The sequence below is a fragment of the Nocardia sp. NPDC102475 genome, assembly GCF_055584605.1.
The window spans coordinates 15,570-33,984 of sequence record NZ_JBVJLS010000020.1 but is presented as its reverse complement, the minus strand read 5'-3'; the positions used below and the strand labels follow the sequence as shown (position 1 = coordinate 33,984).

Sequence of the window (18,415 nt, the reverse complement as noted above, 5' to 3'; positions counted from 1 at the left end):
TTGCCCTGGCCACGCCCCACAACACCTCCCCGACACCGCGCCGCCGTTAAGGGGCCCCTGACAATATGGGCTACCCAATGTTTGTTCAACGGTAGCAGAGGGTCTCAAGCCGACGGCGTCGGCAGTTGCCGGGCCAGGTCCAGGACCGTCACGGTGTCGGTACCGGTCTTCTTGAGGCGTTCGGATGAACGGAATCCCAGGTCGACGTCGGTGGCCTGCGCCCGCAGTGCGCCGACCGTGGCGTCCTGCTCGGGCAGATGTTTGAACATGTCGAAGGAATACAGCCGCAACGCATTCGCGTGGGTGATCTTGTCGATTTCGGCGTCGGGCACGCCGTCGAGGTAGTGGGCGAGCGTCTCCGGAGCCAGTGGCCAGGTGGAGTCCGAATGCGGATAATCGCATTCCCAGGCGACCATGTCGAGATCGAGTTTGTGCCGGTTCTCGACGCCGAAGCCATCGTCGATGAAGCACAGTGCGATGCGTTCGAGGAAGACCTCACTGGGCAGCCGGTCACCGAAGTTCTGGTGCGTCCACGCGCGGTGCATCTTGTACACCCGATCGACGCGTTCGAGAAAGTACGGCACCCAGCCGATCCCGCCCTCGGACAGTGCGAAGGTCAGATCCGGGAACTTGCGCAGCATCGGCGACCAGACGAGGTCGGCGGCGGCCTGCACGATGCTCATGGGCTGCAAGGTCATCATCACGTCGACCGGTGCGTCGATCGAGGTGATGACCACGCTCGACGAGGAGCCGATATGCAGATTCACCACGGTGTTCTCGTCGCTGCACGCCTGCCAGAACGGATCCCAGTGTGGGTCGTGCAGTGAGGGATAGTTCAGTTTGGTCGGGTTCTCGGAGAAGGTGACGGCGTGGCAGCCCTTCTTCGCCACCCGCCGTACCTCCTCGGCCATGAGTTCCGGGTCCCAGATCGGGGGCAGCGCCTGCGGGATCATTCGTCCCGGGTAGGCGCCGCACCACTCGTCGATGTGCCAGTCGTTGTAGGCCCGCAGTACGGCCAGGCCCAGATCCTTGTCCTTGGCGCGGGCGAAGTACTGCCCGCAGAATTGCGGATAGGACGGGAAATTCAGCGCCGCGGCAACGCCATTGGCGTTCATATCGCGGATGCGCTCGTGGATGTTGTAGCAGCCGTCGCGGATCTCGCTCAGTTTGGTCGGCTCGGCGCCGTACTCGTCCGGGGGTCGGCCCGCGACCGCGTTCAGGCCGACATTGGTGGCTTCCTGTCCCTCGAATACCCACGCATCGGTGCCGTCCGCTCGCTGGATGAGCTTGGGCACATCGTGTTTGTACTTGGCGGGGATGTGGTTGTCGAACATGTCCGGCGGTTCGACGAGATGGTCGTCGACCGAGACGAGTACGAAGTCGTTCATGTCCATACCGCGCTCCTTGTCTACCGTTCGTTCGGACTGTAGCTCTGAACAGATATTTGGTCAACGGCCCTCGGATGGCTGTGCGAAGGGTTACGATCCGAACAAAAGTTAGGTACTTCGAGGAGTCGTCACATGGCCGATGAACTGACACAGGACGTCAAGGACGCGCAGGCCAGATTCGATGCGGGCATGGGCGCCGACGGCGATGCGTCGCCGTATCCGATGCTGGCCGACTTGCGGGCGCGGGCGGCGGTACATCCGGGGTTGCTGGACCCCGACGCCCTATTTCGCGGGCACGTTCTTCCGATCCCCGCCGCACCTCGAAGTGGTATGGGACCGATAGTGATTGACCGACCGATTCACCCCCGTAGCCAGTCTCTGAACAAATATTAGGTTTTATGGTTTGCGTCGAACGACACGGAGGACATATGCCGACCGAATCGCGCAGCGTTGTCATCACCGGCGCTTCGAGAGGTCTGGGACTCGCCTCCGCGGCGCATCTCTACCGGCGGGGGTGGCGAGTTGTCGCGGCCATGCGTTCCGTCGATATCGGGCTCGATCAGCTGCGCGCGAAAACCGGTGCGAAACAAGGTGATCCGCGCCTGATCGGCATACGGCTCGACCTCACCGACCCGTCGTCGATCGAGGAGGCCGCGGCTGCCATCGTCCGTGCGATCGGTGCTCCCCACGCGGTGGTGCACAACGCCGGTGTCTCCGCCGCCGGAATGGTCGAGGAGACACCGGTGAATGTGTGGGAGCGGATGTTCGCGACCAACCTGTTCGGCCCGGTGGCACTCACCAAGGCGCTTCTACCCGCGATGCGGGCGGCGGGCCGTGGGCGCATCGTATTGGTTTCCAGCCAGGCCGGTGTGCGGGGAATGCCTGCTACGGCAGCGTATTCCGCGGTCAAGGGCGCACTCGAGCGATGGGGTGAATCGATGGCCATCGAGGTCGCGCCGTTCGGCATCGGGGTCACGGTCCTGGTCTCGGGCACCTACGACACCGACATCATCACCGATGCGGGGACCACCGATTGCCGTGATCTCGACGGGCCGTACGCCCGCCATCACCGCACCATGGACCGGCGCGGGCGGGCGGCGATGAAGTACGCGGCCCGCTCGCCGCAACAGTTCGCCGCCGGACTCGCCCGCGCGCTCGGCAGCACCGCACCGTTCGTGCGCCGCGCAGTGGGCCCGGATGCGCGAATGCTGTTGATCGCCAGTCGCATTCTGCCTGCCGCGGCCTTGCACCACCTGACCCGTCTGATGCTGGGGATTCCACGATCCGGTGCCGCGAGCCACCCGCTACCTGCCGACCTCCCTTCGCACGAGAGTGAGAGAAATGCCTGACACTGTGCTTACCGATCCCGCCGGCTGCAAGCCTCGGGCTCGCTTCGAATCGAGGATGTTGATCGACGGGGAACTCGTCGACGGCCGGGCCGGGACGTTCGACAACATCAACCCCGCCACCGAGGAGGTGCTCGGTGGCGTCGCCGACGCGTCGGAACTCGATATGCGGGTGGCTATCGATGCCGCCCGCCGAGCCTTCGACGAAACGGACTGGTCCACCGATCATGTCTTTCGGCAACGCTGTCTGCTGCAGTTGCAGGACGCGTTGGAGTCCGAGCAGGAGGAATTGCGCGAGGAACTCATACTCGAGGCCGGCTGCCCGCGGGCGATCACGATGGGTCCGCAACTGGACGCGCCACTGGCGGATGCGCTCAGGTATCCGGCCGAGCTGATCGACAGTTATCCGTGGCGAACCTCCCTCGGCGATGCGCTGGTGTCGGTCACGGGCGTGCACACGACCAGGCAGGTCTGGCGTGAGCCGGTGGGCGTAGTCGGCGCGATCGTGCCGTGGAACTTCCCCTTCGAGGTCACCATCCACAAGGTCGGTCAAGCACTGGCGACCGGCAACACCGTCGTGCTGAAGCCCGCACCGGACACCCCGTTCAATGCCACCCGGCTCGGCCGGTTGATTGCCGAAAAGACCGACATCCCACCGGGTGTGGTGAATGTCGTCACCGCATCGGATCATCTGGTCGGCGAGGAACTGACGCTGTCCGGAAAGGTCGACATGATCTCCTTCACCGGTTCCACCGCCGTCGGTAAACGAATCATGGCGAAGGGCGCGGCGACGATGAAGCGTCTGTTCCTCGAGCTCGGCGGCAAGTCGGCGACCATCGTCCTGGAGGATGCCGACCTGGCCTTGGGCTGCATGATGGGTATTGCGCCGTGTATGCACGCCGGCCAGGGTTGCGCCAATCCCACGCGACTGTTGTTGCCGCGGTCGAGGTATGACGAGGGTGTCGCGATTCTGAAGGCGATGTATGAGGGGGTTGCTCCGGGCGACCCGCAGGATCCCGCCACGCTGTGCGGTCCGGTCATCTCCGATAAGCAACGCAGCCGCATTCGCGGCTATATCCGGACCGGTATCGACGAAGGCGCCACGTTGCTCGTCGGCGGCGCCGAGCAACCACAAGGCTTCGACAGGGGATTCTTCATCGAGCCAACGCTTTTCGTCGATGTGGACAACTCGATGACCATCGCCCAGGAGGAGATCTTCGGTCCGGTGCTGGTCGTCATCCCCTACGACAACGAGGACGATGCGGTTCGCATAGCCAACGACAGCCCGTACGGCCTTGCGGGCAACGTGATGTCGGGATCGGTGGAGCACGCACTTGTTGTGGCCGCACGATTGCGCGCGGGCTTCATCGGCATCAACGGCACCGCGGGCTACGGCGCGGACACTCCGTTCGGCGGATACAAGGCAAGCGGTGTGGGCCGCCAGAACGGCACCGCCGGATTCGACCAGTACACCGAGCTAAAATCCATCGCCTTTCCCGCGATGTGAGTCCGGACGCCAATGCCGCGCCCAGTTGCCTTCCGAGGCAATCGAGATCCGTCGAGCGCAGTCATATGGCGGTGCCGCGGGGCGTGTCGTGCCGCGTTTCGACCGCGCTCGGCGAGCGAACCGGACCTGATCGTGCGGCAACCTATCTGGACGGGGTATTAGATCCGTGGCCCTCGACTGGCCTGAATCGCCTGGCGCGCCATGTCGGAGGTGGCGTTGACGATGCCGTTGTCGAAACGCTCCAGTACCAATGCTTGGGTCGCGGTGAGGTGGGCCCGATAGAGCCGCTCCGCCGCCTCGGCCCGTCCGGCCGCGATTTCCTTCAGGAGGCGGCGGTGGGTGCGAACGGATTCCTCGGACTCGGCCTCGGAGGGGTATTCACCGCGTTTGGTGAGTACCTCGGCCCAGGCCTCCTCCTGCGATGACCACAGTGCGACGAGGCTGCTGACCACGTAGCGGATCGTCGCGTTCGGGGTGAACGAGACGATGAGATCGTGGAAGTCGCGCGCGGTATGGGTGAAGGGCAGGCCTTCGCCGATCAATGCCGCCGATTCCGCGATATTGGCCTCGAGTGCGGGCACGACCACATCGGCGCGGTCTTCGCGGCGGGCGCATTCGGCGGCGCACATGGGCTCCAGCGTCCGCAGGCCCGCTGCGAGATCGCCCAGCGTGACCCGGGCGCCCTGGAGTGCGAGACCGAGGTGATATGCCGCCGACGATTGGTCCGGGCGGTGCACCTCGGCGCCGCCGACATTGCCGCGACGGACGGTGACCAGACCCTCGGTCTCCAGGATTCGCAGCGCCTCTCGGATCGAGGGGTAGCTGACACCGAAATCCTGCACCAGCTGATCCTGGGTGGGGAGCCGGTAGTCGTCGTCGCCGGACAGGATGCGCGCGCGCAACTCCGCGGCGACGCTCTCCGCGATGCGGCGTTGCGGAATCCGGCCGCGCCGGGCGTTGGTCACGCAGACCGCCTCTCGTCCATCGCAAGCCGCCTTTCATCCATGCAGGGAGTTTACTCATAGGCTCGTGACCATTCAAATATTGCTATCCTTATGAGGATTGACGTAATGTCCGCCCTATGGACTTCACGATGGGTGAGGCCGCCGCCGAGCTACGCAGTGAGCTACGCCGGCTGGTAGCCGCCGAGGTCTCCGCGGATTTTCTCGGCGCTTTCACCGACGATCCCGCGGATCTCGCTGTTGCCCAGCGGTTTTCCCGCATCCTCGCCGATCGCGGCCTGCTGTGTCTGGCCTGGCCGGAAGAATTCGGCGGTCGCGGCGCCTCGGTTTGGGAACAGACCGTGGTCCGGGAAGAGATGTGGGCGCAGCACGAGCCGCGCGGTGCGCAATATATGGGCGTCAACTGGGTGGGCCCGACCATCATGCGACACGGAACCCCGGAACAGCAGCGCAAGCATCTGCCGCCGATCGCGCGCGGCGAGGTGATCTGGTGTCAGGGCTTCAGCGAGCCCGATGCCGGTTCCGATCTCGCCTCGCTGCGCACGGTGGCCCGCCGCGACGGCGACGGCTGGCGCATCTCCGGGCAGAAGATCTGGACCTCCTACGCCACCATGGCGCAGTGGTGCTTTCTGCTCGCGCGGACTTCCAAAGGGGAACGCAAGCAGCAGGGGCTGACCGTATTCCTGCTGCCGATGTCGGATCCGGGCATCGAGGTCCGCCCCATCCGGTCCATGCTCGGACCGCATCACCTCAACGAGGTCTTCTTCGACGGCGTCAGGGCCACCGAGGCCGACGTGCTCGGTCAGGTCGGCGACGGCTGGCCGGTGGTGCAGGAGGTGCTGGCCTTCGAGCGGGTCGGCATCGCCCGGTATGCCCGCTGTGAACGTTTGCTGCAGGCCGCACCCGCGGTACTGGGTGAGCGCTGGGACGAGTTGCCCCGCGAGCTGCGCGGCAGCTGGGCGCGCCTGCTCACACACTGCCGGCGCGCCCGCCTACTCGCCTACCAGGTCCTGTCGCTGCAGAGCACCGGACAGGTCGCACCCGGCGACGCCGCGGCCTATCGCATCGCGGTGACACGGCTGGACCAGGACAGCGCCGCGGTGCTTTCCGAGATCGCCGCATTCGCCGCCACGGATGATCAAGCGCAACAACGGTTCCGACGTGCCGTGGAGGATCACTGGCGGTACGCCAACGCCGCGACGGTCGCCTCGGGAAGTATCGAGATGCAGCGGATTCTGCTGGCCCGATCGCTGCTGCGGGCGTCCGGCCGGGCGGGGGAGGCGGCATGAATATCGAATTACGCGTGGATGCACAGGAATTCGGCGGGCTAGTGCGGTGCGCGCTGCAGGCCGCCAGGGACGACGAGTTGGTGCTGCGGGTGTCCGGCTGGGCGGGGGAGCTGGCGTGAATATCGAACTTTGCTCGGAGGCAAAGGAGTTCGGCAGGCAGGTGCGGCGGGCGCTGCAGGCTGCCGGGGGCGACGAGTTGGTGCGGCGGAGCGAGGGGGAGCCCGGGGTGCGACGGACGCTGATCGCGTCGGTGCTCGCCGAACTCGGTGCATGGGAGCTCGAGCCGTCGCGCGATGCCGCCGAGTTGGAAGCCGCCGCAGCGTTGTGCCGTAGTGCGGGCTACTGGGCGCTGCCGTATCCGGTTGCCGAGCGGTTGGCACGGCCGGTCGGACTGGGTGTCGACGGACTGGTCGTGGTGTCCGGTCGGGAACCGGCCGGTCCAGTGGCGGATCTCGACTTGCGTTGGGGAGCAGTAACACTGGACGGTGCGCGCGGGCGCGCGTCGGTGCGACAGGCGGATTCGTCGCCGCGAGAATCGATGTTCGTCGCACAGTTGGATGTGCACCCGATCGACAGCAAGGGTCTTTCACGCTGGGGCGGCTCCGGCCAGGCCGGTACGACGCATCTGGCTTTGGGGCTGGTGCTGCCGTGCTGGACGCTCCTCGGAATGCTGGACCGCGCAATGGATCTCGCGCGCACGCATATCATGACGCGCGAGCAGTTCGGCCGTCCGCTCGCGCAGTTCCAGGCGGTGCAGTTCCAGTTGACCGATGCGGAGGTCGAGCGCCGGGGCGTGGAGATGCTGGCCCGGTACGCATTGTGGAGCATCGATACCGGCAGCGATGCCGCGGTCGACGATGCGCTCACGCTGCGGCTGGCCGCACTGGAGGCCGCCGATATCGTCTTCCGCGTCGCGCACCAACTGCACGGCGCACTCGGCTTCTGTGACGAGTCGGCGCTGTCGTGGTTATCGCGCTACAGCAGGCCGATTCGCCGACTGCCACTGGGGCGTTCGGCCACCGAGGATCTGCTGACTCGCAGCATCGATCGTGCCGGTCTAGCCGGGCTGTTTTCCGACCCGACGGGTGTGTGAGCGACGTGCAGTACGACCTACCGGCCGCGCTGACGGTCGAATGCGATGGGCCGATCCGCACGGTTGTGCTGAACCGGCCCGACGAGTTGAACGCGGTCGACGCCGCGCTGCACTGGGCGCTGGCCAATGTCTGGCGGCAGCTGGCGGCGGATCAGGAGGCGCGGGTGGTGATCCTGACCGGCGCGGGCCGGGCCTTCAGCGCCGGTGGCGATTTGGATTGGATCACTTCATTTCTCGACGATCCAGCCGCGCGGGACGAAAGTATCCGAGAGGGTGCGCAGATCGTCGAGGAGTTGCTGCGCTTTCCGCTGCCGGTGATCGCCGCCGTCAACGGCGCGGCGGTGGGACTGGGGGCGAGCGTAGCCGTGCTGTGCGATGTCGTGCTCATATCGGAGCGGGCGCATCTGGCCGATCCGCACGTCGCGGTGGGCCTGGTCGCAGGCGACGGCGGCGCCGCATTCTGGCCGCTGCTCACCCCGATCCTGCGTTCCAGGGAATACCTGTTCACCGGCGATCGCATCGATGCGGCTACCGCGGTCCAACTCGGCCTCGCCACCCGTGTCGTTCCGCCGGAGCAACTGCTTGCCGAAGCCCGGCTGCTCGCCGAACGGTTGGCCGCCCAGCCGGTGGAGGCCTTGCGCAGCACCAAACATGTTGTGAACATGTACCTTTCGCAGGCGCTCGGCGGTCCGCTGCAGGCGGGTTTCGCCGCCGAGGCGGTGACTATGCGGTCCGCCGAGCATCGTGACCGGCTATCGGTCATGCGGCAGAAAGCGGCGCGGCGATGACCTGGGCGGTTCGGCGTAAACCTTTCAGCATGCCGGGACGACCGTGCATGGCCGACGCCGAGAAATCGGTCGCCCGATGACTGCGGCAGGTCGCGATCCGGGCGAGTTCCGGGCCGAGGTGCGGGACTGGTGTCGAGCGCACATCCCCGCCGACTGGCGCCAGACGCAAACTGGTTGTACAGCAGCGGAATTCGTCGCATTCCAGCAGTGGTGGTTCCAGGAACTGCGTGGCGGCGGCTTCGCGGTGCCGCATTGGCCGAAGGCGTGGGGCGGCGGGATGCCGGTTGCCTTGCAGGTAGTGCTCTATCAGGAACTCGCCGCACACGACGCGCCGCGACTGGTCCTGGCATTCGTCGCCATCCATCACGCGGCGGCGACACTGCTCGCCGCGGGCAGCGAGGCGCAGCGCCGCAGACACCTGCCCGCCATTCTGGACGGCGAGATCTGGGTGCAGGGTTTCTCCGAGCCCGCCGCCGGGTCCGATCTGGCAGCGCTCGCCACTACCGCGCGGCGCGACGGCGACGGCTATCTCGTCACCGGACAGAAGGTATGGGCGAGCGGAGCGCAGTACGCCGACTGGTGCCTGATGCTGGCCCGCACCGATCCGAAAGCGCCTAAACGCCACGGTATTTCGTACTTCCTACTGGATATGCGCACGCCCGGCATCGATGTGCGCCCCATCCGGCAGGCCACCGGCGAATCACACTTCTGCGAGATCTTTCTCGACAACGTGCGAATACCCGCTACCCAACTGATCGGCGCGGAGCACGCGGGCTGGCAGGTGGCGCAGCAGACCCTCGGCGCCGAGCGCGGATTGACCATGCTGGAGTTGGCCGAACGACTCGGCAACGCCGGATTCCGGGGGTTGCTGCAAACGTGTGCCAGGCCGGACGCGGCAGGACGGCGTCCGATCGATGACCCCGTGGTGGCCGATCGGCTTGCCGGGTTCGAAACCGAGATCGCCGGTCTGCGTGCACTGTGCCGCGACCTGGTGCAACGCCACGAAGCCGGAACCGTCGGCCCGGCCGACGCCTCGATCGTGAAGTTGTTCTACAGCGAATTGCTGCAACATGTAACGGATTTCGGCGCGGAGGTCGGTGGCGTGACCGCCCATACAGTGCTGCGCAAGCCGATGTCGGGTGGCTGGGAGTCCGGTGCGTGGGTGCTCGATTTCATCGGCTCGTGGGAGTGGACGATTCCCGGCGGCACGAGCGAGATCCAACGCACCATCATCGGCGAACGCGGCCTCGGCCTGCCCTGCGAACCGGCGGCGATGTGAAGGCCGAAACAGTGTGTACCGAACCGGATTTCACCGAAATCCACGACGACCTGCGGGCGGTGACGCGCGACCTGCTCGCGACGGTCGGCCCGGGGGAGCGCATCGAGCCTCGAGTACTGGCCGCCCAAGGCTGGCCGGGGTTGGAGGTGCCGGAGGAGTTCGACGGTGCCGGAGCGAGTTTCGCCGAGGCGGCGATCGTGCTGGAGGAGTTGGGGCGCGCGGCGGTCTCCAGCGGCTATCTAGGCGCTGCCCTGGCCGCCGGAGTCTGTGGGCTGCTCGCCCCCGCTCCCGCCAGGGACGCGCTTTTGTCCGCGATGGCGGCCGGCACGGCTGTGGCGACGGTGGCATCAGCCGCCACCGCCGACGACTGCGATGCCACGCCACCGTTCCGGATCGAGGGTGCCGCAGGCCAGCTGAGGGCTTGCGGCCGTGCGGAATTCGTCCCAGACGCGGTCGGTGCCGATCGCATGCTGCTGCTCGCCGCGGATCGAGACGATGTCCCGGTGATCGTCGCCGTCGCGGCGGACACAGTCGGTCTGATCTGCTCGGGTCAGGCGGTGCTCGACGAGACACGGAGTTTCGGCGCCGTGACCGCCGATGCGATCGCGGTCCCGGACGATGCGGTGTGGCGGTTCAGCGGTGACCCGTCCGCCGCGATCCGGCGGCTGCACGATCGAGCGGCCGTGGCCATCGCCTGCGACAGCCTCGGCCTCAGCGAGGCCATGCTGGCCGCCACGGTCGCCTACGCGAGCACCCGCACCCAGTTCGGCCGCCCGATCGGTTCATTCCAGGCCGTAAAACACGCCTGCGCCGACATGCTCGTACAAACCACCGTCGCCCGGCAACTGGTCACCACCGCCGTACGGCAGGTGGTGACCGACACCACCGACGCCTCGGTGACCGCCGCCATGGCCAAGTCCTACACCTGCACCGCCGCAGTCGAAATCACAGGCAAGGCAATGCAATTGCACGGTGGCTTCGGCTACACCTGGGAAAGCGGAATCCACCGCTACCTGAAACGAGCAACCCTCAACCGCTCCCTATTCGGCTCCCCAACCACCCACCGCCGCCACCTAGCCCACCGCTACCGCTGATCCGCGAATACCAGCGGCGACTCCTCGCCGCCCGCACGACGCTGGAGACAACTCTGTTCGGGTTGAGTTGGCCGGTGCGGCATCGGGTGGTACCCGACACCGCACCGATCGTTGGTGCCGCGTGGACGGGGCTGCGCGGCGGCTTCCGGCGCTGATCATCAGCTTTACGACATGGGCGAGGCTGTCGACCGGCCGCGTGGTGCGGTCGACTACTGCTCCAGCCGCTCAGCCGCAAGCGCGCGGAGGTCGCTGGATTTGATCTTGGCGCTGCCGGTGAGGGTGAGGTCGGCCTCGTCGAAGAACAGCACGGTTCGGGGGACTTTGTAGCTGGCCAGGCGGGCTTTGGCGAAGGTGCGGATCTCCTCGGCGTCAAGGGGCGCTCCGGTGTGCGGCACGATGCATGCCACCACGAGTTCGCCGAGGGTGTCGTGTGGTACGCCGACGGTTCGGGCGACTTTGACTCCGGGATAGGCGGCGAGTATCTCGTCGACCTCCAATGGTGAGACGTTGGCGCCGCCGGTTTTGATGATGTCGGTCAGCCTGCCTTCCCAGAACAGGCGGTCGGCGTCGTCGAGGTGACCGCCGTCGCCGGTGTGGAAGAAGCCCTCGGTGTCCAGCGTTTCGTCCAGGGAGGTGCCGATGTAGCCCAACATGAGCGTGGGTCCCTTGACGCAGATCTCGCCGCGTTCGCCGCGGGATACGACGGTCCCGTCGACCGGGTCGGTGATCTTGATCGTGACGCCGGGCAGCGGTACGCCGCTGCTGCCCGCGTGTATTTCCTCGGGTGTGTTAGCGGGGAAAGATGTTGTGATGGTGAATGTTTCGGTGTTTCCGTAGGCGTGGTTCGGCTCGTCCCAGCTGCTCGACACCGTGGGGTGGCGCGCGAATGGGCTGCGGCGGTCGACGAACCGCATGCTGCTCAGGTCCACGCTGCCCCAGTTGGATGCGGCCTCGAGTTGGGCCCACTGGTGCGGCCAGGCGAAGGGGAAGTTGACCCGCTCGGCCTGCATGAGGTCCAGTGCCTCGGTGCCGTCGAAGGTCGGCTGCAACACGATAGCACCGCCGCTGGCCAGCGTCGCGCCCAGCGCCAGGGCGAAATTGCCGGACCAGAAGAATCCGTTGGCGGTCCAGCAGCGGACATCGTCGGTCGGGGCGAATCCGTACATGCGCCGGAAGCGCCACATCTGGATCGTGACACCGCGATGCGCGCTCAGAATGCCCTTGGGTCGGCTGGTGGAACCGGAGGAGAAGAACAGCACGGCGGTATCGCTCGGTCGCACCGCGGCCGCGATCGCATCGATCACATCGGCCGGTTCGGTGCGGCCGAGCGCCAAGAACGCGTCCCAGGTCTCGATGGCGTTGTCCGGCAACGGTTCTCCGACCGCGACGAGACGGCGCAGGAAGGGAAATCGGACCGAGTGCAGGCCGCCGGGCGCGGACGTGTCGATCCGCGGTTCCAACTCGGTCAGGACGGCGGCGAAATCCCTTGCCGCCACGTCGCGTTCGAACAGCAGCACCGATACGCCCGACTCGTCGAGCAGATACTCCAGCTCAGCGGCGGTCGAAAAGGTACTGAGCGTGACCGCCACGCCCCCGGCCAGGGAGGTGCCGAACACCGCCGCGATCCACTCGGGCCGATTGGTCATCAGCACACCGACCCGTCCGCCGTGCCCGACCCCGGCGGCACGCAGCGCGCGTGCCACCTCGACCGCACGCTCCCACAACTCGCTGTAACTCCACCGAACGGTGCGCCCCACCACTGCCTCGCGATCGCCGTACAGACGCGTCACCTCGCGCAGAAAGCCGGGCAGCGTGCGCGCGCCGAGGCCGGGCTCCTCGTCGAGCGGCGGCCCCGATGCAATCGAAACAGGTTGTGCGGGTTCAGCTATGGCCATCGGTCGCTCGCTCATCTCGGGCTACTTTCACAACGGCAATTCGACCTCGGCGGTGCTGTCCACCAGCACACCGCCGTCCTGATTGGTCAGCCGCAGCTTGATCTGGACCAGCGGCACGCCCCACGCTGACAAGGCCTCCTTGCCGATCACCTCGGCGTCGAAATAGGTCACATCGCCTTCGAAGGCCGGTCCCCGGAAGTCCGATTTGATGTGGCGCACCAGACCGTCGTTGCCCGCCCAGTAGGCCAGGTAGTCGGTGCACCAGGCGCCCATGGTCGCGCCATAGCCGTAGGCGCGCGCCATACCGACCGCACCGGCCTTGTCACCGTCGATGTGGCCGCGCGACGGACCGACATACAAGCCGTCGCGCTTGCGCGGATCGATCTTGGCGCCCTCTTCGTCGAAGGCGAAACCCTCGGTCCAACCGGGATCCTGATAGACCCACGGATCCTCGACGCCCTCGGGTGTCACCCAGCCGAACGTGCCCCAGATATTGAACAGGAAGGCCCGGTATTCGGTGGTGAAGCTGGCGATGGTGTGCGGTCCGAGCACCCGCCTCGGCAGCGTATCGCCGACCTCGATCTCGTCGAAATGCGGTGAAATACCGAGGCGGTTCGACATCAACCATTCATGGCGCTGGACGGCGATCTCGTTCAATTCCAGTTCGCTCCAGCGCCGCACCTCGCCGACCTGGTTTTCGTACATGCCGCGCTTGTTAGCCTCGGCGGCCAGATACCGGATGGAGGTGGACCGTTCGCGCGCGACCAGCGTGCCGTGCTGGTTGCGATGGGTGGTGTCGCCGCGCTGGAACATGGTCGGCCCGGCGAACTTCGTCTGGGCCACCTTGTAGTCGTGGAAACGCCGCTCCTGGAACAACTTATCGCCGGGCCGCACCGGGGCGCCGTAGAACCACCACTCCTCGCCGCCGAAGATCAGGTGGCTGCCCGGAATGCGTCCGACGCACGCGGGCGCGCAGCCGTGTCCGTAGTCCAGCGCCACCGCGATGGATTGCGGCGCGATGATGCCGCCGTAGCGGGACTCGCCGGCGAATTCGTGGTCCCAGTGCAGCGGATTGGGATAGTCCATCGCCATCACCCAGCGGCGAATGTCGGAGGCGCTGCACGGCTCCCACAGTTGTCCGCCGCCGATCGGTTGTCCCACACGGGGTTCCACGTCGGACAGGTCGAGTTCGATGACCTCGAGTTCGGGGGTTGCCTTGGCGCTCACTACTTCTCCTGAGGGCGACGGATTACCGATTGACATCGACGACGATGCGGCCTCGCACCGTGCCTGCTATGAGCTGACCCGCGGCATCGATCGCATCCCCCAGCGCGATCTCGCGGGTGATGGCCTCCAGTGCGGCCGCGTCCAGATCGCGCGACAGGCGGCTCCAGGCCGCGAGACGTCGCTGTTTGGTCGCCTGCACGCTGTCGATGCCGAGCAGGGTCACCCCGCGCAGAATGAACGGTGCGACCGTCGACGGAAAGTCCATGCCCCCGGCGAGACCGCATGCGGCTACCGCGCCGCCATATCGGGTCTGGGCGCAGGCGTTGGCCAGGGTGTGACTGCCGACGGCATCGACGACACCCGCCCAGCGTTCCTTCTGCAACGGCTTGCCGCCGTCGGCGAGTTCGGCCCGGTCCACCACCGTGGCGGCGCCGAGCTGCTGTAGATAGTCGACCTCCGCGGTCTTGCCTGTCGCGGCGGCTACGGTGAAGCCCGCCTTCGCCAGCAGAGCGATCGCGACGCTGCCGACACCGCCCGTCGCGCCGGTCACCAGGATTTCGCCCTGGTCCGGCCGCACGCCGTGGTCCCATAATCCGTCCACGCACAGGCTCGCCGTATAACCGGCCGTGCCGATGGCCATCGCCTGCCGGGCGGTGAATTCGGCGGGCAGCGGCACCAGCCAATCCCCGTCGACTCGGGCGCGCTGCGCCAAACCGCCCCAACGGGTTTCGCCGACACCCCACCCGTTGAGCACGACGTTGTCGCCGGTCGCCCACGCACTGTGGGTGCTCGCGGTGACGACACCCGCGAAGTCGATGCCGGGCACCATCGGGAACTTGCGGACCACCGGCGATGCGCCGGTAATGGCCAAGGCATCCTTGTAATTGAGCGTGGAGTACGCCACCTCGACGGTGACGTCTCCGTCGGGCAGGCGGTTCTCGTCCAGGCTGGTCGGCGAAACCGATTTCCCGGCATCACCTTTCTCGATCAGTAGTGCGGAAAACATTGGCGGAATTCCTTTCTGGAGTCCGTCATCGTGCGGTCCAGCCGCCGTCGACGACGATGGTCTGACCGGTGACGTAGCTCGCGGCATCGCCGACGAGCCAGACGATTGCGCCGACTACGTCGTCGGCGGTCGCTTGCTGGGGGAGTGGGGTGTTTCGGCGCAGATACTCGGCGCCGCGCTCGCTGTCGTAGAGCGAGTCGGTGATCTCGCTGCGGAAGAAGCCGGGCGCTACGGTATTCACCCGGATCGAATGCCGCGCCCATTGCACCGCCAGTTCGGCGGTGAGGCCCGACAGGCCCGCCTTCGCCGCCGCGTAGGAGGCCTGCGGGATGCCGGGGACGCCGACGCGGCCACTGATCGACGAGACATTCACGATCGCGCCGCGCCCGACGGCCCGCATATGTGGAAATACCTGCTGCGCCAGCACAAATGGGGCAAGCAGATTGAGGTCCACGGTGTCGCGCACGTCATCGAGCGCCTCGGATTCGGCGCGTTCGGTGGTGAACCGGTTTCCGGCGGCATTGACCAGAATCTCCGGTGGACCCAATTGTTCGACGATGGAGGACACCACGGCGCCTGCGCCCTCGAGGTCGGACAGGTCGCAGGCGACCGCGATGCCGTCGATGCGCTTCGCGAGTTCGGCCAGTCGGTCGTATCGGCGGGCGACCACCGCCACCCGCGCACCCAGCGATGCCAGCGATTGCGCCGCCGCCGCGCCGAGGCCCGAGGAGGCGCCGGTGACGATCGCGACCCGGCCGCCGAGATCGAACATGCCATTGTCGAGTGTCACCTGGTCTCCTCGGTACTCCGGTGTCGGTCGACGAGTTCGGTGAGGCGGGTGCGGTCGATCTTGCCCATGGCATTGGTCGGCAGGGCATCGACCCGGCACCAGATCTCCGGCACCTTGTAACCGGCGAGCGCCGTTCGGCACAGGTCGGTAAGAGCGCCGAAATCGACTGCGTTACCGGCTGATTCGATTAGTGCGGCGACTCGCTGCCCGAGTCTTTCGTCAGGTACCGGGCATACCGCGACCTTGGCCACATCCGGATGGGTTCCGATGACCCGCTCCACTTCCAGCGGATAGATGTTGGCTCCGCCCCGGATGATCACCAGCTTCTTGCGATCCAGCACCGTCAGCCAGCCCTCGTCGTCGACGGTTCCGATATCACCGGTGGCGATCGGGCCCGGTTCAACTGACCGGAGACCGTCGGATTCCCAGTACCCGAGCAATGGCCGCCACCGATGTGCCCACGGTCCGGTCGTCGTTGCGCACAACCGCAATTCGCCGAGTTCGCCCGGGGGTAGACGGCGTCCCTCGTCGTAGGCCGCGACATCGTATTGCGGCAGCACTCGCCCACTCGAGCCCGGCCGCCAGGCTCCGTCGACAGGGTCGATCGACACCACCGTCGGCGCCTCGGTGAGGCCATAGGTGGCTCGGGGCACGATGCCGTGCGCGGCGGCGAAAGCCACCCGCAGCCGGTCCGGAGTGTCGCTGGCGCCGCTCCACACCTCACGCAGTGAGCTCAGATCCAGCTCCGGACGCCGGGCCAAGTCGAAGAGCTGTGCGGGAGCACCATTCCAGACCGTCACTTTGCGCGTGGCGATCCACTCCGCCACTCCGTCGACATCACGGCGGTCCATGATGACCGCACAACCACCGGCCTGCGCGGTGAGCAGGGTGGACAACACCATCAGGTTGAGGACCGTCATCGGGAAGCTGTCACCCTTGCGTAGCTCGGGTCCCCAACCACGGGTCGCGACCAGCGCGGCGCCCGGCAGCAGCAGATTGCGCTGGCTGTGCACGACGGCCTTCGGTCGCCCCGAGGTGCCACTGGTGAAGGCGATCGCCGCGGGTGCATCGATATCAGGGTCGATCCGGGGGGCCGCCTCGGTCCGAGCGATCAACCGAGCCCAGCGCTGACTGTCCACGCACTCCGGCACGGTCAACCGGCAGCGCGGGCCCGCGAGCACGACCATCGGTGCGCACAGCTCGTACAGGTCCTGTTGCTCGCTTTCGGACAGCGCCTCACCGATCCCGGCCCACACCGCTCCGATCCGTTGCGCGCCATGGAAAGCCGCGACGATCGTCAGGTCATTGGGCAGACAGGCGGCCACCCGGTCACCGGGGCGAATCCCGAGCGACCACAGTGCGCCCGCCGCACGACGTGCCTGGTCGTCGAGTTCCACGTACGACCAGAGACCCGAGGCCGCCTCGATCGCGGGCGCGTCCGGGCGGGTGGCAAGCGCGGTGTCGAGGACCCGCGCGATGCTATTTTCCACGCCCTCTTGATATCAGCATCTTTGCTATCCTTGCAAGGATTAATCTTATAGTCTGTCGATGTCGGCGGGTGCACTGGGGACCGCACCGAATTCGTGGAGGCTGAGGCAGATGGAACATTCGGGTCCGTTGTCCGGGGTGCGGGTCGTGGATCTCACGGCAATGGTGATGGGGCCCTACTGCACCCAGATCATGGCCGACATGGGTGCGGACGTGATCAAGGTCGAACCCCCGGCAGGGGACAACACCCGCTACATTTCGGTCGGACCCGAACCGGGCATGGGCGGGGTATTCGTCAACGTGAACCGCGGTAAACGCAGTGCGATGCTGGATCTGCGCTCCGCGGACGGAAAGTCCGCACTGCGCGAATTGGTCCGCACCGCAGATGTTTTCATCCATTCGATGCGCGCCAAGGCGATCGCCGACCTCGGCTTCGACTACGAAGCGGTCGCCGCGCTGAATCCGTCGATCGTCTACACCAATTGCTACGGTTACGGCCGCCGCGGACCGGATGCGAATCTCACCGCCTACGACGACACCATCCAGGCTGAATGCGGCCTGCCGTATGTGCAGGAGCAATTGACCGGTGCGCCAGGCTATGTCGGCACCATCATGGCCGACAAGGTGGCCGGCCTGACGGCGCTGTACGCCACCGTCATGGCGCTCTTCCACCGCGAGCGGACCGGTACCGGTCAGGAGGTGGAGGTCGCCATGTTCGAGACCATGGCGGCGTTCCTTTTGGTCGAGCACGCCAACGGCGCACTGTTCGATCCACCGTTGGGCGCCGCGGTGTATCCCCGTGCGGTGGCGCCGAATCGGAAGCCGTATCGCACACGGGACGGCTATATCTCCGCGCTGGTGTACAACGACAAGCAGTGGTCCGCCTTCATCGAGGCCGTGCAACCACCATGGGCGAGTGCGGAATTCGCCACTCTCGAACAGCGGGCCCGCCGGATCGATACCGTCTATGCGCTACTGGGTGAGACCTTCCTGCAACGGTCGACGCGGGATTGGCTGGAATTGCTGCGGTCCCTCGACATTCCCGCCGCGCCCGTGCGCACCCTCGACGAACTGTTCGACAATCCGCACCTACGCGCGGCCGATTTCTTCGAAACGGTGGAATCTCCCTACGGCGCAGTGCGTTTTCCCGGTCCGCCGACCTGGTTCTCGCGGACGCCGGGTCGTATCGCGGGGCCGGCGCCCCGGCTCGGTGAGCACACCGCCGAAATCGTCGGCGAACTCGGTGCGGTGGGGTAGGCACGC

General features: G+C 66.5%; 16 protein-coding genes and 2 pseudogenes. 11 read left to right on the top strand and 7 right to left on the bottom strand.

From position 1 onward, the window contains the following. Nucleotides 1–104: 104 nt before the first annotated feature. A complete protein-coding gene (locus ACZ60G_RS31040; RefSeq protein ID WP_465814549.1) occupies nt 105–1,394 on the bottom strand; it encodes an amidohydrolase family protein in 1,290 nt (429 codons plus the stop codon). Between the two features lie 126 nt (nt 1,395–1,520). On the opposite strand from ACZ60G_RS31040, the pseudogene ACZ60G_RS31035 reads away from it, so the two are divergent. The 3 genes and pseudogenes from ACZ60G_RS31035 to ACZ60G_RS31025 all read left to right on the top strand — a co-directional run. Beyond that, a pseudogene (locus tag ACZ60G_RS31035) lies at nt 1,521–1,652 on the top strand (cytochrome P450); the annotation flags it as partial. 164 nt (nt 1,653–1,816) lie between these two features. Next, entirely contained in the window at nt 1,817–2,737 is a 921-nt protein-coding gene (locus ACZ60G_RS31030; RefSeq protein WP_465814547.1) for an SDR family oxidoreductase, read from the top strand. 55 nt (nt 2,738–2,792) lie between these two features. Then, nucleotides 2,793–4,241 carry an aldehyde dehydrogenase family protein gene (locus ACZ60G_RS31025; RefSeq protein WP_465814809.1) on the top strand — a complete coding sequence of 483 codons (1,449 nt, stop codon included), beginning with the start codon at nt 2,793–2,795 and terminating at the stop codon, nt 4,239–4,241. A gap of 158 nt (nt 4,242–4,399) precedes the next feature. On the opposite strand, the gene ACZ60G_RS31020 is transcribed toward ACZ60G_RS31025, so the two are convergent. Continuing rightward, on the bottom strand, nt 4,400–5,206 hold the full coding sequence (locus tag ACZ60G_RS31020) for a FadR/GntR family transcriptional regulator (RefSeq protein ID WP_465814545.1): 807 nt from the start codon (nt 5,204–5,206) through the stop codon (nt 4,400–4,402). 116 nt (nt 5,207–5,322) lie between these two features. Here ACZ60G_RS31020 and ACZ60G_RS31015 point away from each other — a divergent pair, with 116 nt between their 5' ends. From ACZ60G_RS31015 to ACZ60G_RS30985, 7 genes and pseudogenes are all read left to right on the top strand, one after another. After that, entirely contained in the window at nt 5,323–6,492 is a 1,170-nt protein-coding gene (locus ACZ60G_RS31015; protein WP_465814543.1) for an acyl-CoA dehydrogenase family protein, read from the top strand. Further along, complete coding sequence (locus ACZ60G_RS31010) at nt 6,489–6,611, top strand: hypothetical protein (RefSeq protein WP_465814541.1); 123 nt, start codon at nt 6,489–6,491, stop codon at nt 6,609–6,611. Before ACZ60G_RS31015 ends, ACZ60G_RS31010 begins: the two co-directional genes overlap by 4 nt. Continuing rightward, the gene (locus ACZ60G_RS31005) at nt 6,608–7,585 is read left to right on the top strand and encodes an acyl-CoA dehydrogenase family protein (protein WP_465814540.1); all 978 of its coding nucleotides are present in this window, start codon (nt 6,608–6,610) and stop codon (nt 7,583–7,585) included. The genes ACZ60G_RS31010 and ACZ60G_RS31005 overlap by 4 nt, the downstream gene beginning before the upstream one ends. Nucleotides 7,586–7,590: 5 nt before the next feature. Beyond that, nucleotides 7,591–8,373 carry an enoyl-CoA hydratase/isomerase family protein gene (locus tag ACZ60G_RS31000; RefSeq protein ID WP_465814807.1) on the top strand — a complete coding sequence of 261 codons (783 nt, stop codon included), beginning with the start codon at nt 7,591–7,593 and terminating at the stop codon, nt 8,371–8,373. Nucleotides 8,374–8,449: 76 nt separating this feature from the next. Next, on the top strand, nt 8,450–9,652 hold the full coding sequence (locus ACZ60G_RS30995; RefSeq protein WP_465814538.1) for an acyl-CoA dehydrogenase family protein: 1,203 nt from the start codon (nt 8,450–8,452) through the stop codon (nt 9,650–9,652). 11 nt (nt 9,653–9,663) lie between these two features. Continuing rightward, nucleotides 9,664–10,746, top strand: coding sequence for an acyl-CoA dehydrogenase family protein (locus tag ACZ60G_RS30990; protein ID WP_465814536.1), 1,083 nt, complete (start codon nt 9,664–9,666; stop codon nt 10,744–10,746). A 2-nt stretch (nt 10,747–10,748) separates the two neighbouring features. Further along, a pseudogene (locus tag ACZ60G_RS30985) lies at nt 10,749–10,903 on the top strand (nitronate monooxygenase); the annotation flags it as partial. 52 nt (nt 10,904–10,955) lie between these two features. On the opposite strand, the gene ACZ60G_RS30980 reads toward ACZ60G_RS30985, so the two are convergent. The 5 genes from ACZ60G_RS30980 to ACZ60G_RS30960 are packed head-to-tail and all read right to left on the bottom strand — an operon-like array spanning nt 10,956 to nt 17,154. Then, nucleotides 10,956–12,656, bottom strand: a complete 1,701-nt coding sequence (locus tag ACZ60G_RS30980; protein WP_465814534.1) for a class I adenylate-forming enzyme family protein — start codon at nt 12,654–12,656, stop codon at nt 10,956–10,958. Between the two features lie 12 nt (nt 12,657–12,668). After that, a complete protein-coding gene (locus tag ACZ60G_RS30975) occupies nt 12,669–13,868 on the bottom strand; it encodes an FAS1-like dehydratase domain-containing protein (protein ID WP_465814532.1) in 1,200 nt (399 codons plus the stop codon). Nucleotides 13,869–13,890: 22 nt separating this feature from the next. After that, nucleotides 13,891–14,874 (bottom strand): acrylyl-CoA reductase (NADPH), encoded by a 984-nt coding sequence (gene acuI / locus ACZ60G_RS30970; protein WP_465814530.1) that lies wholly within the window; start codon nt 14,872–14,874, stop codon nt 13,891–13,893. 25 nt (nt 14,875–14,899) lie between these two features. Next, on the bottom strand, nt 14,900–15,664 hold the full coding sequence (locus tag ACZ60G_RS30965; RefSeq protein ID WP_465814528.1) for an SDR family NAD(P)-dependent oxidoreductase: 765 nt from the start codon (nt 15,662–15,664) through the stop codon (nt 14,900–14,902). Continuing rightward, nucleotides 15,661–17,154, bottom strand: a complete 1,494-nt coding sequence (locus ACZ60G_RS30960; protein ID WP_465814527.1) for a class I adenylate-forming enzyme family protein — start codon at nt 17,152–17,154, stop codon at nt 15,661–15,663. Before ACZ60G_RS30960 ends, ACZ60G_RS30965 begins: the two co-directional genes overlap by 4 nt. Nucleotides 17,155–17,263: 109 nt before the next feature. Between ACZ60G_RS30960 and ACZ60G_RS30955 the strand changes: the two genes are divergently transcribed. Then, entirely contained in the window at nt 17,264–18,409 is a 1,146-nt protein-coding gene (locus ACZ60G_RS30955) for a CaiB/BaiF CoA transferase family protein (RefSeq protein WP_465814525.1), read from the top strand. The last annotated feature ends 6 nt before the right edge of the window (nt 18,410–18,415 follow it).

Coding starts and splice junctions, on each gene's coding strand:
- ACZ60G_RS30980 (WP_465814534.1), bottom strand. CDS start 12,656: ATGAGCGAGCGACCGATGGCCATAGCTGAACCCGCACAACCTGTTTCG.
- ACZ60G_RS31030 (WP_465814547.1), top strand. CDS start 1,817: ATGCCGACCGAATCGCGCAGCGTTGTCATCACCGGCGCTTCGAGAGGT.
- ACZ60G_RS31040 (WP_465814549.1), bottom strand. CDS start 1,394: ATGGACATGAACGACTTCGTACTCGTCTCGGTCGACGACCATCTCGTC.
- ACZ60G_RS31015 (WP_465814543.1), top strand. CDS start 5,323: ATGGACTTCACGATGGGTGAGGCCGCCGCCGAGCTACGCAGTGAGCTA.
- ACZ60G_RS31010 (WP_465814541.1), top strand. CDS start 6,489: ATGAATATCGAATTACGCGTGGATGCACAGGAATTCGGCGGGCTAGTG.
- ACZ60G_RS31025 (WP_465814809.1), top strand. CDS start 2,793: ATGTTGATCGACGGGGAACTCGTCGACGGCCGGGCCGGGACGTTCGAC.
- acuI (WP_465814530.1), bottom strand. CDS start 14,874: ATGTTTTCCGCACTACTGATCGAGAAAGGTGATGCCGGGAAATCGGTT.
- ACZ60G_RS30955 (WP_465814525.1), top strand. CDS start 17,264: ATGGAACATTCGGGTCCGTTGTCCGGGGTGCGGGTCGTGGATCTCACG.
- ACZ60G_RS30995 (WP_465814538.1), top strand. CDS start 8,450: ATGACTGCGGCAGGTCGCGATCCGGGCGAGTTCCGGGCCGAGGTGCGG.